16 protein-coding genes are annotated in these 14,927 nt (G+C 71.8%); 7 read left to right on the forward strand and 9 right to left on the reverse strand.

Annotated features, from left to right (window positions below; all coding sequences use genetic code 11):
• Positions 1-6: 6 nt before the first annotated feature.
• Genes dxs through VGN18_RS00920 form a run of 3 tightly spaced genes read right to left on the reverse strand, consistent with a single transcriptional unit; the run spans position 7 to position 5,318 of the window.
• Positions 7-1,968, reverse strand: a complete 1,962-nt coding sequence (dxs, locus tag VGN18_RS00910; RefSeq protein WP_327537735.1) for a 1-deoxy-D-xylulose-5-phosphate synthase — start codon at positions 1,966-1,968, stop codon at positions 7-9.
• Positions 1,969-2,014: 46 nt separating this feature from the next.
• Positions 2,015-3,262, reverse strand: a complete 1,248-nt coding sequence (locus tag VGN18_RS00915; RefSeq protein WP_327537736.1) for a class I SAM-dependent RNA methyltransferase — start codon at positions 3,260-3,262, stop codon at positions 2,015-2,017.
• Entirely contained in the window at positions 3,255-5,318 is a 2,064-nt protein-coding gene (locus tag VGN18_RS00920; protein WP_349259801.1) for an APC family permease, read from the reverse strand. Before VGN18_RS00920 ends, VGN18_RS00915 begins: the two co-directional genes overlap by 8 nt.
• Positions 5,319-5,449: 131 nt before the next feature.
• On the opposite strand from VGN18_RS00920, the gene VGN18_RS00925 reads away from it, so the two are divergent.
• Both VGN18_RS00925 and VGN18_RS00930 read left to right on the forward strand, forming a co-directional pair.
• Positions 5,450-6,118, forward strand: a complete 669-nt coding sequence (locus tag VGN18_RS00925; RefSeq protein ID WP_327537738.1) for a TrkA family potassium uptake protein — start codon at positions 5,450-5,452, stop codon at positions 6,116-6,118.
• Entirely contained in the window at positions 6,115-6,771 is a 657-nt protein-coding gene (locus VGN18_RS00930; protein ID WP_327537739.1) for a TrkA family potassium uptake protein, read from the forward strand. The genes VGN18_RS00925 and VGN18_RS00930 overlap by 4 nt, the downstream gene beginning before the upstream one ends.
• A 10-nt stretch (positions 6,772-6,781) precedes the next feature.
• Here VGN18_RS00930 and VGN18_RS00935 read toward each other — a convergent pair whose 3' ends face one another.
• The 4 genes from VGN18_RS00935 to dut all read right to left on the reverse strand — a co-directional run bounded on the left by VGN18_RS00935 (position 6,782) and on the right by dut (position 8,994).
• Positions 6,782-7,432 (reverse strand): DUF3159 domain-containing protein, encoded by a 651-nt coding sequence (locus VGN18_RS00935; protein ID WP_327537740.1) that lies wholly within the window; start codon positions 7,430-7,432, stop codon positions 6,782-6,784.
• 1 nt (position 7,433) lies between these two features.
• The gene (locus VGN18_RS00940; RefSeq protein WP_327537741.1) at positions 7,434-7,799 is read right to left on the reverse strand and encodes an OB-fold nucleic acid binding domain-containing protein; all 366 of its coding nucleotides are present in this window, start codon (positions 7,797-7,799) and stop codon (positions 7,434-7,436) included.
• A 14-nt stretch (positions 7,800-7,813) separates the two neighbouring features.
• Positions 7,814-8,401 carry a DUF3710 domain-containing protein gene (locus VGN18_RS00945; RefSeq protein ID WP_327537742.1) on the reverse strand — a complete coding sequence of 196 codons (588 nt, stop codon included), beginning with the start codon at positions 8,399-8,401 and terminating at the stop codon, positions 7,814-7,816.
• A gap of 74 nt (positions 8,402-8,475) precedes the next feature.
• Complete coding sequence (gene dut, locus VGN18_RS00950) at positions 8,476-8,994, reverse strand: dUTP diphosphatase (RefSeq protein ID WP_327537743.1); 519 nt, start codon at positions 8,992-8,994, stop codon at positions 8,476-8,478.
• A gap of 25 nt (positions 8,995-9,019) precedes the next feature.
• On the opposite strand from dut, the gene VGN18_RS00955 reads away from it, so the two are divergent.
• Both VGN18_RS00955 and VGN18_RS00960 read left to right on the forward strand, forming a co-directional pair.
• Positions 9,020-9,505, forward strand: a complete 486-nt coding sequence (locus VGN18_RS00955) for a DUF3093 domain-containing protein (RefSeq protein ID WP_327537744.1) — start codon at positions 9,020-9,022, stop codon at positions 9,503-9,505.
• Between the two features lie 21 nt (positions 9,506-9,526).
• Positions 9,527-10,294: an SDR family oxidoreductase gene (locus VGN18_RS00960; RefSeq protein WP_327537745.1), complete on the forward strand. Its 768-nt coding sequence runs from the start codon at positions 9,527-9,529 to the stop codon at positions 10,292-10,294.
• Between the two features lie 86 nt (positions 10,295-10,380).
• On the opposite strand, the gene VGN18_RS00965 is transcribed toward VGN18_RS00960, so the two are convergent.
• Positions 10,381-10,689 carry a DUF4193 domain-containing protein gene (locus VGN18_RS00965; RefSeq protein ID WP_327537746.1) on the reverse strand — a complete coding sequence of 103 codons (309 nt, stop codon included), beginning with the start codon at positions 10,687-10,689 and terminating at the stop codon, positions 10,381-10,383.
• A gap of 378 nt (positions 10,690-11,067) precedes the next feature.
• On the opposite strand from VGN18_RS00965, the gene VGN18_RS00970 reads away from it, so the two are divergent.
• Complete coding sequence (locus VGN18_RS00970) at positions 11,068-11,658, forward strand: LytR C-terminal domain-containing protein (RefSeq protein WP_327537747.1); 591 nt, start codon at positions 11,068-11,070, stop codon at positions 11,656-11,658.
• A 13-nt stretch (positions 11,659-11,671) separates the two neighbouring features.
• Here the strand turns inward: VGN18_RS00970 and VGN18_RS00975 are convergent, their stop codons facing one another.
• Positions 11,672-12,481, reverse strand: coding sequence for an inositol monophosphatase family protein (locus tag VGN18_RS00975; RefSeq protein WP_327537748.1), 810 nt, complete (start codon positions 12,479-12,481; stop codon positions 11,672-11,674).
• Between the two features lie 70 nt (positions 12,482-12,551).
• On the opposite strand from VGN18_RS00975, the gene ppgK reads away from it, so the two are divergent.
• Together ppgK and VGN18_RS00985 are read left to right on the forward strand one after the other, a co-directional pair.
• Positions 12,552-13,325, forward strand: a complete 774-nt coding sequence (gene ppgK / locus VGN18_RS00980; RefSeq protein ID WP_327537749.1) for a polyphosphate--glucose phosphotransferase — start codon at positions 12,552-12,554, stop codon at positions 13,323-13,325.
• A 205-nt stretch (positions 13,326-13,530) separates the two neighbouring features.
• Positions 13,531-14,859 carry an RNA polymerase sigma factor gene (locus VGN18_RS00985; RefSeq protein ID WP_414655001.1) on the forward strand — a complete coding sequence of 443 codons (1,329 nt, stop codon included), beginning with the start codon at positions 13,531-13,533 and terminating at the stop codon, positions 14,857-14,859.
• Positions 14,860-14,927 lie beyond the last annotated feature (68 nt).

Genomic DNA, 14,927 nt, shown 5'->3' on the forward strand with positions numbered 1-14,927 from the left:
GATCCGTCACTCGTCGCCGAGAATCCCGCCGACCTCACCGCTGCGTCGAGCCGACGCGACATCATCCTGGTCGTCTGTCGACGCCCCTGACGACATCATGGCCGACCATTCGACGATGCGCCGTCCGATGTCCTGAACGGTGAGACCGACGGACGCTCGCACGCCCGCCACACTGCCGTGTTCGAGAAACCGTACCGGTATGCCGATGTGACGTGTGGGAACGTCCCTCGCCGCGTCGCGGAATGTCTGCGCTATGCGCGAGCCCACCCCGCCGGTGACCACGCCGTCCTCGACCGTGACGACGAGTCGGGCTCGCTCGGCGAGCGTCGTGAGGGACGGGTCGACCGGGGTGGCCCAGCGAGGAGAGACGACCCGCACCGAGTACCCGGCGCCCCGCACCGAGCCGGCCGCCTCGAGCACGTCGGCGGCCATCGGTCCGATCGCGACGACGAGCACGTCGACCTCGGACTCGCTGTCGGGCTCGGCCAGCACGTCGGTGTCGCCCACCCGGCGCAGCGCCGGGATCGGCTCGCCGAGCGGGGTCTTCGGGAAGCGGACGACGGTGGGACCGTCGGACACCTCGACCGCCTCGCGCAGGGCCGAGCGCAGCGTGGCCTCGTCGCGAGGGGCGGCGATGCGGATGCCGGGCACCATGCCGAGCAGTGCGAGATCCCACATGCCGTTGTGACTCGCGCCGTCCTCGCCGGTGATGCCGGCGCGGTCGAGCACGACGGTGACCGGCAGCTTGTGCAGGGCGACGTCCATGAGCAGCTGGTCGAAGGCCCGGTTCAGGAACGTGGCGTAGATGGCGACGACGGGGTGCAGCCCGCCGGAGGCGAGCCCGGCCGCCGAGGTCATCGCGTGCTGCTCGGCGATGCCGACGTCGTAGGTGCGGTCGGGGAAGCGGCGCATGAACTCACCGAGGCCGGTCGGCTCGCACATGGCGGCGGTGATGGCGACGATGTCGTCGCGCTTGTCCCCCAGCGCGACGATCTCCTCGCCGAAGACCGACGTCCAGCTGCGCCCGGACGACGCGCGGGCCAGACCGGTGACCGGGTCGAAGCCGCGCGACTGGTGCATCTGGTCGGCCTCGTCGTTCTCGGCCGGCGCGTAGCCGAAGCCCTTGCGGGTGGCGCAGTGCACGATCACCGGGCCGTCGAAGCCGCGGGCCATGCGGAACGCGTCCTCGAGGGCGGCGAGGTCGTGGCCATCGACCGGACCGAGGTACTTCAGGCCGAGGTCCTCGAACATGCCCTGCGGCTGGAGCAGGTCCTTCAGGCCGCGCTTCATGCCGTGCAACGCGTCGTAGAGCGGCGCTCCGAAGACCGGCGTGCGGTCGAGCGCGCCCTTCACCCGGCCGAGCGCACGCTCGTAGCCGGGCGAGAGCCGCAGCCCGACGAGGTGGCGGGCGAAGCCGCCGGCCGTCGGCGAGTAGGAGCGGCCGTTGTCGTTGACGACGATGATGACCGGACGGTCGCTCGCTGCGATGTTGTTCAGCGCCTCCCAGCACATGCCACCGGTCAGGGCGCCGTCGCCCACCACGGCCACGACCGGGCGGCGCTCGCCGCGCACCGCGAAGGCCTTGGCGAGACCGTCGGCGTAGGACAGCGCGGTGGAGGCGTGCGAGTTCTCGATCCAGTCGTGCGGGCTCTCGGCCCGGCTGGGATAGCCCGACAGGCCGCCGGCCTGGCGCAGGGTCGGCATCTGCGCCGCCCGCCCGGTGAGGATCTTGTGGACGTAGGCCTGGTGGCCGACGTCGAACAGGATCGGCTCGGTGGGCGAGTCGAACACGCGGTGCAGGGCCATGGTCAGCTCGACGGCGCCGAGGTTGGGGCCCAGGTGCCCGCCGGTACGGGCAACCGTGTGGACGAGCAGGTCGCGGATCTCGGCGGCGAGGGTCACGAGGTCGTCGGCATCGAGCGTGCGCAGATCGGCCGGTCCACCGATGCGATCCAGAACTCGAGTCACGCCCCGATCGTACGGCGTTGCCCCGATGTTCGCGGTGCCGCGCGGGTCACGCCGGGGGTTCGAGGGAGGCGACGCACTCGACGTGGTGCGTCATCGGGAAGGCGTCGAAGGCGCGCAGCGCGGTGAGCCGCCAGCCCTGCGCCGTCGCGGTGGCGACATCGCGGGCCAGCGCGGCCGGATCGCAGGCGACGTAGCCGATCACGCGGGGCCGCTGGGCGAGCAGCGCCTCCAGCACCGCGCGGCCGGCGCCGGCCCGGGGCGGGTCGAGCACGATCACGTCGGGACGCACGCCGAGGGCCTCGATCGCCGCCGGTTCGACCCGCCCGCGCTGCACCTCGACCCAGGGCAGGTCGGCCAGGTTGCGCTGCGCGTCGGCCACCGCGGCCGGGTGCGACTCGAGCGAGATGACGTGCCCGGTGGCGGTGACGGCCCCGGCCAGCGCGGCGGTCAGCGCCCCGGCCCCGGCGTAGAGATCGATGACGGTCTCGCCCGGGCGCGGCGCCACGGTGTCGAGCAGGGCCCGGGCGAAGGTCTCGGCCGCGGCCGGGTGCACCTGCCAGAACCCGCCGGCCGCGACCTCGAACTCGCGATCGAGGACGCGGTGCGCCAGGGTTTGTGGCCCGGCGACCACGTCGACCCGGTCGGGCGGGCGGCGGCCGCGGGCCTGGCGGCCCGGCCCGGGGCGGTGGGCCAGCAGCGTGACCTCGACACCGTCGCCGCGCGCCACCTCGACACCGGTCAGGCCGGGCCAGCTGTCGGCCAGCGCGGCCGCGTCGCCGACGTGCTCGGCCCCGAGCAGGCAGGCGTCGACGTGCACGATCTCGTGCGAGCGGTGCCGCCGCAGCCCCGGCGCCCCGGTGCGGTCGACGGCGTAGATGTTGCGGGTGCGCCAGCCGAGCAGGCCGCCCGGCAGCTCCTCGACGCCGGCGAGCAGGCCGGTGACGTCGAGGTGCGCGAGGCGGGTGAACTGGTCACGGACGACCGTGGCCTTGAGCGCGCGCTGGGCCGCGCCCGCCACGTGCTGCCAGTCGCACCCCCCGCACGCACCCGGGCCGGCGAAGCGGCACGGTGCGACGACCCGGTCGAGCGAGGCCGCGAGGATCTCGACGGCGTCGGCGAAGCAGAAGGCGCCCCCGCGGTCCTCGGTGACCAGCGCGCGCACCCGCTCGCCCGGCAGTGTGTGGCGGACGAACACGGCGCGCCCCTCGTGCCGCGCGACGCACGAACCGCCGTGGGCGGGCGGGCCGATCGTCAGGTCGAGCGTGTGGCCGAGCAGCGGGCCGGACTCAGCCACTGCCGACCGACACCCCGTCGTCCGGGGTGGCCGCGGCGGCCGACGACGACGTGGCCGACACGGTGCCCGAGCCTGCGGTCGCCGACACCGGGGTCGGGACGGTCGCGGCGGCGACGTTCGGCGGCACGGTCGGGCCGTCGGGACGCAGCGGCCGCCGGGCGGCGCTGGCGCTCGAATCGAGCTGCCACGGCACGCTGGTGACCATGACCCCGGGCTGGAACAGCAGCCGGCTCTTCAGCCGCAGCGCCGACTGGTTGTGCAGCAACTGCTCCCACCAGTGGCCGACGACGTACTCGGGGATGAAGACGCTGACGACGTCGCGCGGCCGGTCGACCCGCAGCTTCTTGATGTAGCCCAGCAGCGGCCGGGTGACCTCGCGGTAGGGCGATTCGAGCACGGTCAGCGACACCGGCAGGTCGCGGCGCTCCCACTCGGCCTGCAGCGCGCGGGTGGCCTCGTCGTCGACGTTGACGGTCAGGGCGGTCAGCGTGTCGGGGCGGGTGGCGCGGGCGAACGCGAGCGCGCGCAGCGTCGGCTTGTGCACCTTCGACACCAGGACCACGACGTGGTTGCGCGCCGGCAGCACGAGGCCGATGTCCTCACTCACCAGCTCGGCCGAGACCCGGCTGTAGTGCTTGTTGATCGCCCGCATGATCGCGTACAGGATCGGCATCGCGATGAGCACGAGGTACGCGCCCTTCGTGAACTTGGTGATGACGACGATCACCAGCACGATGCCCGACAGCGACGCTCCGAAGCCGTTGATGATGCGCGAGCGCATGATGCGCCGTCGCTCGTTGGCGTCGCGCTCGGTGCGCAGCACCCGGTTCCAGTGCCGCACCATGCCGCTCTGGCCGAGCGTGAACGACGTGAACACCCCGATGATGTAGAGCTGGATCAACTTGGTGACGTCGGCGTGGTAGATCGCGATGAGGGCGCCGGCGACGACGGCGAGCGCGACGATGCCGTTGCTGTAGGCGAGGCGGTCGCCGCGGTTGTTGAGCTGGCCCGGCAGGTTCTTGTCGCGGGCCAGGATCGCGCCGAGCAGCGGGAAGCCGTTGAACGCCGTGTTGGCCGCGAGCACCAGGATGAGCGCCGTCGTGGCCTGGATGTAGAAGAAGCCGACCGAGTGCGGCCCGCCGAACACCGCGCCGGCGACCTGCGCGATCACGGTGCGCTGCGGGCGGTGCTGGCAGTCGACGACGCCCTGGAGCAGGCAGCTGTTCTGGGTCGGGTCGGTGATGTGCACCTTCGAGATCAGCGCGAGCGCGGTGATGCCGATGAACATCGAGACGGCGATGGTGCCCATGGCGACGAGCGTCAGCTGCGCGTTCTTCGCCTTCGGCTCCTTGAACGCGGGCACGCCGTTGGCGATCGCCTCGACGCCGGTGAGCGCGGTGCAGCCGGAGCTGAACGCGCGGAGCGTGAAGAACAGCAGGGCGAAGAAGCCGATCGACGAACTCTGGTGGGCGATGATGCCGTACTGCGCGCTCTCCGAGACCGGGGTGCTGCCGAAGAACGCCCGGAACAGGCCGGTCGCGATCATGAGGAAGACGCCGGCCGCGAACAGGTAGGTGGGCGCGGCGAAGGCCAGCCCCGCCTCCCGCAGCCCGCGCAGGTTCACCGCGGCCAGCACGATGACGAAGCCGACGGCCATCGTCACGCGGTACTGATGCAGCGACGGTGCCGCCGAGATGATGTTGTCGACACCGGACGAGACCGATACGGCGACGGTCATCACGTAGTCGACCAGCAGCGCGCTGGCGACCACCACACCGGCCGCCCGGCCGTGGTTCTTGGTCGCGACCTCGTAGTCGCCACCGCCGGTGGGGTACGCCTTCACCAGCTGCCGGTACGACATGACGACCGCGCCCATGAGCACGACGACGGCGACCGCGACGCCGGGCGCGAGGTACAGGAAGGCGGTGCCGCCCACGGTCAGGACGAGCAGGATCTCCTGCGTCGCGTACGCCACGCTGGACAGGGCGTCGCTGGCGAAGATGGGCAGCGCCAGCCGCTTGGCCAGCAGCGTGTGCCCGGCCTGCTCGGACGACATCGGGCTGCCGATGATGAGTCGTTTGAGGACGCGAGGGAGTACCGCCACGCGAGGAACGATACGGCGGTGGCGCCCGAGCGCGCGCGCGGCTGCATGTCGGCTCCCAGGAGCGGTTGGGATAGCGTCCTGCCGTGCACATCGTCATCATGGGATGCGGCCGCGTCGGGGCGGCCCTGACCCTGCAGCTCGCCCCGCTCGAGCACACGGTCGCCATCATCGACCAGGATCCGCTCGCGTTCCGCCGTCTGGGCGACAGCTTCGCCGGCCGCACCGTCAAGGGCGTCGGCTTCGACCGCGAGACGCTGATCGAGGCCGGCATCGAGCAGGCCGGCGCGTTCGCCGCGGTCAGCAGCGGTGACAACTCCAACATCATCGCCGCCCGCGTGGCGCGGGAGACGTTCGGCGTGCAGCGCGTGGTCGCCCGCATCTACGACCCGAAGCGGGCCGAGGTCTACGAGCGCCTCGGCATCCCGACGGTCGCCACCGTGCCCTGGACGTCCTCGCGGCTGCTCAAGTCGGTGCTCGGCGAGACGACGTCCGAGGCCTGGCGCGACCCGTCCGGGACGATCGCCCTGGTGGCCGTCGCGCCGCACGAGGGCTGGATCGGTCACACCCTCGCCGATTTCGAGGCGGCCACCGGAAGCCGGGCGGCACTGTTCACCCGCTTCGGCACCGGCCAGCTGCCGGTGCCCGGCACGCTCATCCAGTCCGGCGACAAGCTGCACGTCGCGGTGCCCGACGATCACGTCCCGGCGCTGAAGGACATCGCGTCGTGCGCCCCCGAGAGAGGCAAGTCATGAGGGTCGCCATCGCCGGTGCCGGCGCCGTCGGACGATCCATCGCCCGCGAACTGCTGGGCAAGCACCATCAGGTGCTGCTGATCGACAAGGACCCGGCCAAGGTCATCCCCGACCGCATCAAGGGCGCCGAGTGGCGGCTGGGCGACGCCTGCGAGGTGGCCAACCTCGAGGAGGCCCGCCTCGAGGAGTGCGACGTCGTCGTCGGGGCGACCGGTGACGACAAGGCGAACCTCGTCCTGTCGCTGCTGGCCAAGACCGAGTTCGCGGTGCGCCGCGTCGTCGCCCGCATCAACCACCCCGCCAACGAGTGGCTGTTCACCGAGGCGTGGGGCGTCGACACCGCCGTGTCCACCCCGCGCGTGCTCGCCTCGCTCGTCGAGGAGGCCGTCGAGGTCGGCGACATCGTGCGCCTGTTCGGCATCCGCGAGGGCCAGGCCAACCTGGTCGAGCTCACCCTGCCCGAGGACGCCCCCTGCTCCGGCAAGCCGGTGCGCGACCTGCGTCTGCCGAAGGACACCACCCTCGTCGGCATCGTCCGGGGCAAGCGGGTCATCACCCCGTCCCCGGAGGAGCCCCTGGAGGCCGGTGACGAGCTGCTGTTCATCGCGCTCCCCAATTCCGAGGACGACCTCCGAAACGCGGTCCTGCCGTAGCCGGCGCAGCTCAGGCGGCGGTGACGCGGCGCCGGGCGCGGGTGACGATCAGCACGGCGAAGCCGGCGGCGATCGCGAACAACGGGTAGCCCATCGCGATGCGGGCGAAGGCGAGCCAGCCGGTCGCCTTGTCGCCGTAGAGGCGCAACTGGACGATCCCGCGGGCCAGGAAGACGAGCGTCGCCGCGAGGGTCGACCAGGTGTAGGCCATGAGCAGCGGACGGCGCCGGTGCCACGGTGTGTCGTCGTCCGAGGGCGTCGGGTCGAGGAATTCCCAGAGCAGCCCCACGAGGGGCCGCTTCACCAGCATGGAGATCGCGAACGGCACGGCGTAGACGAAGCTCGTCCAGATGCCGAGCAGGAAGTAGCCGCGGGCCTGGCCGGTGCGGGCGGCGATGATCGCGGCGATGACGACACCGAACAGGCCGGACAGCGCCTGCTGGACCGGCTGCTTGCGCACCAGTCGGTAGCCGGTGAGCACCAGGGCGGTGGCGACGGCGGCGATGATCGCCGGCTTCAGTCCGGCCGTCACGTTGACGATGACGAACACGGTGGTCGGGATCGCCGTGATCAGCGCGCCCTGCCAGCCGCCGATGCTGTTGACGAGCTGCTGGCGGTACGTCTCGCGCAGGTCCGCCTTCACCGGCCGGTCCTCGCTCATGTCAGGCCCCGGGGGTCAGCAGCTCGTACCACGGGTTGTAGATGGCCAGCCGACCGTTGTGGACGCCGACGCGCCCGCGCGCGACGACGCGGCGGCCGGGCTCCACACCGGCGATCCGGCGCCGGCCGAGCCAGACGAGGTCGAGGGAGTCGGAGCCGTCGAACAGCTCGGCCTCGAGGGTGGGGACGGTCTCGCTCGGCGTGTAGACGACCGCGCGCAGCCGGCCCATCACCTCGACCGACTTGCCGCGCTGCAACTCGCTGACCGGGACGCAGCAACGCTGCTCGACCTTCTCCTGCAGGTCGAAGGCGTCGAGCCGCTCGGCACTCGCCGTCAGACGGTGCAGCAACGTGTGTCGTCGTCCCACGGTGCCAGGGTAGGTCAGTCGGCACCGTTGGCGCTGCCCGGTGCGCCGTCGGGAATCTCGATCCCGCTGGGCAGCTGCAGCGGCACCGGCTCGCGCACCGGCAGCGGGTCGTTGCCCCGCACCACGACGACCCCGCGCAGCGCGTCCTCGAAGCGCTCGGCCAGGGCCTGGTCGGCCGCGACCGGACCGGCGAGCATGGCCCGCAGGAACCAGCGCGGGCCGTCGACGCCGATGAACCGCACCGGCACGAGGCCTCGGCCGGTTTCGTCGGGGAGGTTGCCGTGCAGCTCCGTCCCGAAGGGGCCGTCCTGCTCGGCGGCGGCCGACTTGCGACCGGTGTTGAGCGACTGCGCGATCTCGTCCCGGACCTCGTCCCAGATGCCCTCGTTGCGCGGCGCGGCGAAGACGCCGAGCTGCATGGTGCCGTCGGGCCCGGCGAGAGTGGCCGCGATGACCTGCTGCTCCTCGTTCACGTCGACCCGGATGTCGTAGCCCTCACCGACCGGGATCTGCAGCGCGCCGAGATCGACCCGCGCGACGTCGTCCTCCGGGGCGTCCCGCTCGTCGAAGGGGCCGGTCGTCGCCTCCGGGGTCTCGCGCACCCGCGTCTCCCACGGGGGCGTGGCGTCGATCTTGGAAGCGTCGGTGCGCCTCTGCCTGCGTCGTCCCGGCACTTCTACCGTCCTCCTCGCGAACCCTGCTCGGCCAGCGCGGCCGCGCCACCCGTCGAACCGTGACCGCCGGCGCCCCGTTCGGAGTCCGGCAGCTCGTCGACCTCGACGAAGCGGGCGTGCTCGACCCGTTGGATCACCAGCTGGGCGATGCGTTCGCCGCGACCGAGCCGCAGCGCCTGACGCGGGTCGTGGTTGATGACGATCACCTTGACCTCGCCCCGATAGCCCGAATCGATCGTGCCAGGGGCGTTGACGAGGCCGAGCCCCGCCTTCGCCGCCAGCCCCGAACGGGGGTGCACGAACGCCGCGAAGCCGGGCGGCAGCGCGAGCGCCAGACCCGTCGGCAGCACCGCCCGCTCCCCCGGGGCAAGCTCGACGTCGACGGCGGTCACGATGTCGGCGCCGGCGTCGCCGGGCAGGGCGTAGACCGGCAACGGCAGGTTCCGGTCGAGGCGCTGCACGAGCACCGTGGGGTGCGCGTCGTCACCCCGCACAGCGGCAGCGTCGGCAGCGATGGTCACGGGGCCTGAGGCTACCCTCGGGCGCATGACCTCCGGCAGCGACAGTCGCGCGAACGCGAGCAATCACCTCGTGTACCGGGAGTCGCTGCGCACGCCGTGGTGGTGGTACGTCGTCGGCCTGGGGGTCGCCGGGCTACTGGCCGCCGAGTTCCACATCGCCGGTCTGCGGCTCACCGACTGGATCCCCTTCGGCACCCTGCTCCCGCTGTCCGCGGTGATCGTGTGGTCCCTCGGCCGCGGACGCATCGAGATCCGCGACGGCGAGCTGTTCGTGCGCGGCGGCGCGCATCTGCCGCTGCGCTACGTCAACGGCGCGGTGGCGCTCGACGCCCGCACGCTGCGCCTGGTCGTCGGCCGTGAGGGCGACCCGGCCGCGTTCGTGTCGATCCGTCCCTGGATCGGTCCGGGTGTCCAGGTCTGGATCGACGACGAGGACGACCCGACCCCGTACTGGGTGCTGAGCAGCCGCCGGCCTGAGGCGCTCGTCACGGCCATGCGGAGCGCCCACTGACCAGGCGATAGGTTCGCCGGCATGACTGCAGATCACGGACGCCGTTTCGAGGGACAGGTCGCGCTGATCACCGGCGCCAGCCGCGGGATCGGTCTGGCGGTGGCCCAGCGACTCGTCGACGAGGGCGCCCGCGTGGTCGTCACCGCCCGCAAGCCCGACGGCCTGGCCGACGCCGTCGCGCAGCTCGGCGCCGAGAACGCCATCGCCGTGGCCGGCCGGGCCGATGACGCGGAGCACCGGGCCGAGGCGATCGCCACCGCGATCCGCGAGTACGGCTCGCTCGACGTCCTGGTCAACAACACCGGCATCAACCCGGCCTACGGCAAGCTCGCCGACATCGACGAGGCGGCCGCCCGCAAGATCATGGATGTCAACGTGCTGGCCGCGCTGCTGTGGACCCGCCAGGCCGTCGCCGCCGGCCTCGGCCGGGAGCGACCCGGCACGGTCGTGAACATGGCCTCGGTCGCCGGGCTGGCCCCCGCGCCGGGCATCGCCTACTACGGCGTGAGCAAGGCCGCCCTCATCGGGCTCACCTACCAGCTGGCCGCCGAGCTCGCGCCGAACATCCGGGTCAACGCGATCGCGCCGGCGGTGGTCAAGACCAAGTTCGCCGAGGCGCTCTACTCCGACGACGAGGCGGCCGCAGCGGCGCAGTACCCGCTGCAGCGGCTTGGCGTGCCCGAGGACATCGGTGCGGCGGCGGCGTTCCTCGCGTCCTCCGACTCGGGCTGGATCACCGGTCAGGTGCTGGTCGTCGACGGCGGCGGTGGCCTGCGGGCCAGCCTGTAGAGGGTCCGCCGAACAGACGTGAGCCGCCGGGTGTCCCGGCGGCTCACTGGGTGTTCGGTGCTGTGTGGGGTGTGTCGTTCAGCGCATCAGGCGCAGTCGCGGCAGATCAACTGGCCGTTCTTCTCGCGGGCCAGGCGGCTGCGGTGATGCACGAGGAAACACGACGAACAGGTGAACTCGTCGCTCTGCTTCGGCAGTACGCGCACGGTCAGCTCTTCGCCGGACATGCTGGACAGATCGGCACCGGGGAGCTCGAGTGACTCCGCGAGTTCGGTCTCGTCCACATCGATCGAGCCGGACTGCGCCTCGGCACGCCGGGCCTTCAGTTCCTCGATCGAGTCCTCGTTGATCTCGTCGACATCTCCCCGACGCGGCGCGTCGTAGTCGGTCGCCATCCGGTCGTCAACTCCTTGCGTGGGATCTCCACGGTCGTGGTGGGCCAGCGGGGGTGCTGGTCGTGCGGGGTGAATCAGGTTGTCCGGTTCGGTGGATCGGTCTCGGGTCGTAGGTCGTTGTTCGTCCTGTGTCGGGGTCCCGTGCCGTCCGGCGCTGCAACGTCCGGGAACCCGGTTTTGTGCCCGATGGACGGAACGGGTCTCCGAGGGCCTTTTTCCGCCCGGCCGCGGAACGGTACCGCGCCCGGGTTTCAGGCAAACGGCCGGGCCGTCGAACGCATTCCCCGCGGTGGCGCGGCTAAGCTCGCCCTTCATCAGTCCGGTCTCATGGGGTGATCACCCGTGACCGCGTTTTCCGCCCGAGGGGGTCGTCCGGTCGTGCCCAGCACCGTGACGCGGCGCCCGCTCCCGGCCCTGGTCTCGCTCGTCGCGCTGCTGCTGCTGACCGGGTTGGTGTGGTGGCGGGTGTTGCACCGCGACAGCGGCGGCGCGGCGTCGCCGAACCCGTGTCCGAGCTCGAGCACCGCGGCCACGGTCACCCTGCCCGCGCCGGCCGACGTCACGGTCGTCGTGCTGAACTCGACGAGCCGGGCCGGCATCGCCGCCCGCGCCCGCACGATCCTGTCCCAGGACGGCTTCAACGTGCCGGCCCTGGCCAAGAACGACAGCGCGGCCAAGCGCGACAAGATCCTGAGCACGGCCGAGATCCGCTTCGGCCCGCGCGGCCGCCAGGCGGCCACCCTGCTGCGCTACTACTTCCCCGGGGCCACGCTGGTCGGTCAGCCGTTCACCAGCAGCACCGTCGTCGTGTCCCTGGGCGCCAAGTTCACCCAGGTGGCTCTCCCCGCCGCGGTCGGCCGGGCGATGGCCGGCGACCACGTCACCGTCGCCGCGCCGAGCCCGTCCCCGAGCGACGCCCCGGCGTCAGGCTCGGCCTCGGCCACCCCGTCGTCGTCGCCCAGCTGCTGAGAACGCTCGCCGGTCAGGGACGCGCGGCGCCGGCCGCGCCGAGCGCGGCGAGGAGATCGCCGGCCAGTGACGCTCCGGCGGCCACGACCAGGCGGCTCGACGGCGCCTCGTCGGGCGGTCCGGCCACAATCGCCCCGGCCTCCTGTGCGATGAGCGCGCCGGCCGCGTAGTCCCACCGGTTGAGGCCGGCCTCGAAGTAACCGTCGAGCCGCCCGGCGGCGACGAAGCAGAGATCGAGCGCGGCCGAGCCGAGCCGGCGCAGGTCGGCGATGCGCGGCAGCAGGGGGCCGGCAATCGCCACCTGGCGGGCCCGCTCGGTCGCGTCGTAGGAGAAACCGGTGGCGATGACGGCGCGCGAGAGCGGAACGTCGCGCGGGCCGGTCAGCCGCTGCCCGTCGAGCCAGGCGCCGCCGCCCCGGTGGGCGTGGAAGGTCTCGCCGGTCGCCGGGTTGCTCACCGCACCGGCGACGACCACTCCGTCGATCTCGGCGGCCACCGACACGGCGTACTGGGGCAGGCCGAGGACGAAGTTGACGGTCCCGTCGATGGGGTCGATGACCCAGCGCACCGCCGTGCTCCCCCGGTGGCTGCCGTCCTCCTCGCCCAGCACGGCGTCGCCCGGGCGGCGCCGCCCGATCTCGGCGACCAGCCAGGCCTCGGTGCGGCGGTCGACCTCGGTCACGAGGTCGGTGGCGCTGCTCTTCGCCGCGATCACGTCGCGGTCCCGGCTCTGCCGCACGACGTCCGCGGCGCCCTCGGCCAGATCGACCGCGATCCGTTCGAGCGCCGCCGGCTCGGGCGGGTCCTGCTCGGCGACGATCACCGGTCCATAGCATCACGTCGTGACCCGCAATCCGTAATAGGGTCCAGATCGACGCGAGCGAGGAGTGTTCATGAGCGGGTCCGGAGCATCGTCCGGTCAGGCCTTCGGGATCGACATCGGCGGCACGGGCATCAAGGGCGCGCCGGTCGACACGGCGACGGGCGAGCTCGTGACCGAGCGCAAGCGCATCCTCACCCCCCAGCCCGCCACTCCCGAGGCGGTGGCGAAGGTCGTCGCCGAGATGGTCAGCGAGGCCGGCTGGACGGGTCTCATCGGGGCCACCTTCCCGGCCGTGATCAAGCACGGCGTCGCGCAGTCGGCGGCCAACGTCGACGAGTCGTGGGTCGGCACCGACGCCGACAAGGTCTTCTCCGAGGCGGTCGGCCCGGGCAGCGAGGTCATCGTGCTCAACGACGCCGACGCGGCCGGTATCGCCGAGGCCCGCTTCGGCGCGGCCAAGGGCGTCGACGGCGTCGTGATCATGCTGACGTTCGGCACCGGCATCGGCTCGGCCCTGCTGATGGACGGCGTGCTCGTGCCCAACACCGAGCTCGGCCACCTCGAACTCGACGGCTACGACGCCGAGTCGCGCGCCGCGGCGTCGGTGCGCGACGAGCACGGCATGTCCTACAAGAAGTGGGCCAAGCGCGTGAACGACTACATGACGCACGTCGAGCGGCTGTTCACGCCCGACCTGTTCGTCGTCGGTGGCGGTGTGAGCAAGAACGCCGACAAGTGGGTCCCTCTGCTCGAACTCAAGACCCCCGTGAAGCCGGCCCAGCTGCTCAACGACGCGGGCATCGTCGGGGCCGCTCTGGCGGCTGTCGACCGTCTCGGCGAATAGCTCGATTCCGGTCGCGGAACGGCGGGCGACCCGCCAAGATCCGCACCCGGCTCGCAACCTGGCGCGGCGGCAGTACAATCGTCAACCAGGGCACTGCGCACGTACTGGACTCGATCCTGAGCCAACAAACAGACGGCCTGAGACCCCAACACGTAAACCCGCGTCCCGCGGCTTCGTTCCCGCGCTCGGACCACAGGTTCGGTGCGTGCTCCGTGGTGAAAGGTCATCAGTGGTATCCAGCAAGCGGCCCTCGGCCGAAGACGAAACCGTCCGTCCTGTCACTTCCCGGGTAGAGGCAGCGAGCGCGACCAAGCGCACCGCCACGGCGACCGTGCGTCCGGCCGCGAAGGCCGCCGCTCCGGCGAAGGCGGCCCCCGCCAAGGCAGCGGCCTCGACCCGCGCCGCGACGAAGGCCGCGAAGGCCCCGGCGAAGAAGGCGGCCAAGGCCACCACCGGCTCGGTCGAGGGTGTCGTCGCCGACGACGCCGTCGAGGGTGACGCCGCCGTCGAGGGCGAGGCCACCGAGGCCGCCGCCGAGGGCGACGAGATCGTCTGGGACGAGGAAGAGGAGTCCGAGGCGCTGCGCCAGGCGCGCAAGGACGCGGAGATGACGGCCTCGGCCGACTCCGTCCGCGCCTACCTCAAGCAGATCGGCAAGGTCGCGCTGCTGAACGCCGAGGAGGAGGTCGACCTCGCCAAGCGCATCGAGGCCGGTCTTTACGCGGCCGAGCGGCTGCGCCAGGCCGAGGAGGTCTCGGAGAAGCTCACCACCCAGGTGCGGCGTGACCTTCGCTGGATCGTGCGTGACGGTGAGCGGGCCAAGAACCACCTGCTCGAGGCCAACCTGCGCCTCGTCGTGTCGCTGGCCAAGCGCTACACCGGTCGCGGCATGGCCTTCCTGGATCTCATCCAGGAGGGCAACCTCGGTCTGATCCGAGCCGTCGAGAAGTTCGACTACACCAAGGGCTACAAGTTCTCCACGTACGCCACCTGGTGGATCCGGCAGGCGATCACCCGGGCAATGGCCGACCAGGCGCGCACCATCCGGATCCCGGTGCACATGGTCGAGGTCATCAACAAGCTCGGCCGGATCCAGCGCGAGCTGCTGCAGGACCTCGGCCGCGAGCCGACGCCCGAAGAGCTGGCGAAGGAAATGGACATCACCCCGGACAAGGTGCTGGAGATCCAGCAGTACGCCCGGGAGCCGATCAGCCTGGACCAGACCATCGGCGACGAGGGCGACAGCCAGCTCGGTGACTTCATCGAGGACTCCGAAGCCGTGGTGGCGGTGGACGCGGTGTCGTTCACGCTGCTGCAGGACCAGCTGCAGTCGGTGCTGCACACCCTGTCCGAACGGGAGGCCGGCGTGGTCAAGCTGCGGTTCGGCCTGACCGACGGGCAACCGCGCACGCTGGACGAGATCGGCCAGGTCTACGGGGTGACCCGGGAGCGGATCCGGCAGATCGAGTCCAAGACCATGTCCAAGCTGCGCCACCCGTCCCGCTCCCAGGTACTGCGCGACTATTTGGACTGAGCGAGGCGGAAAGTTGCTTCAGCCGAACCGGGAAACCTCGACTAGGTGAACTGCTGCCGCTACAGGTT

It is taken from the genome of Jatrophihabitans sp. (assembly GCF_036000465.1).
Taxonomy (GTDB): Bacteria; Actinomycetota; Actinomycetes; order Mycobacteriales; family Jatrophihabitantaceae; genus Jatrophihabitans.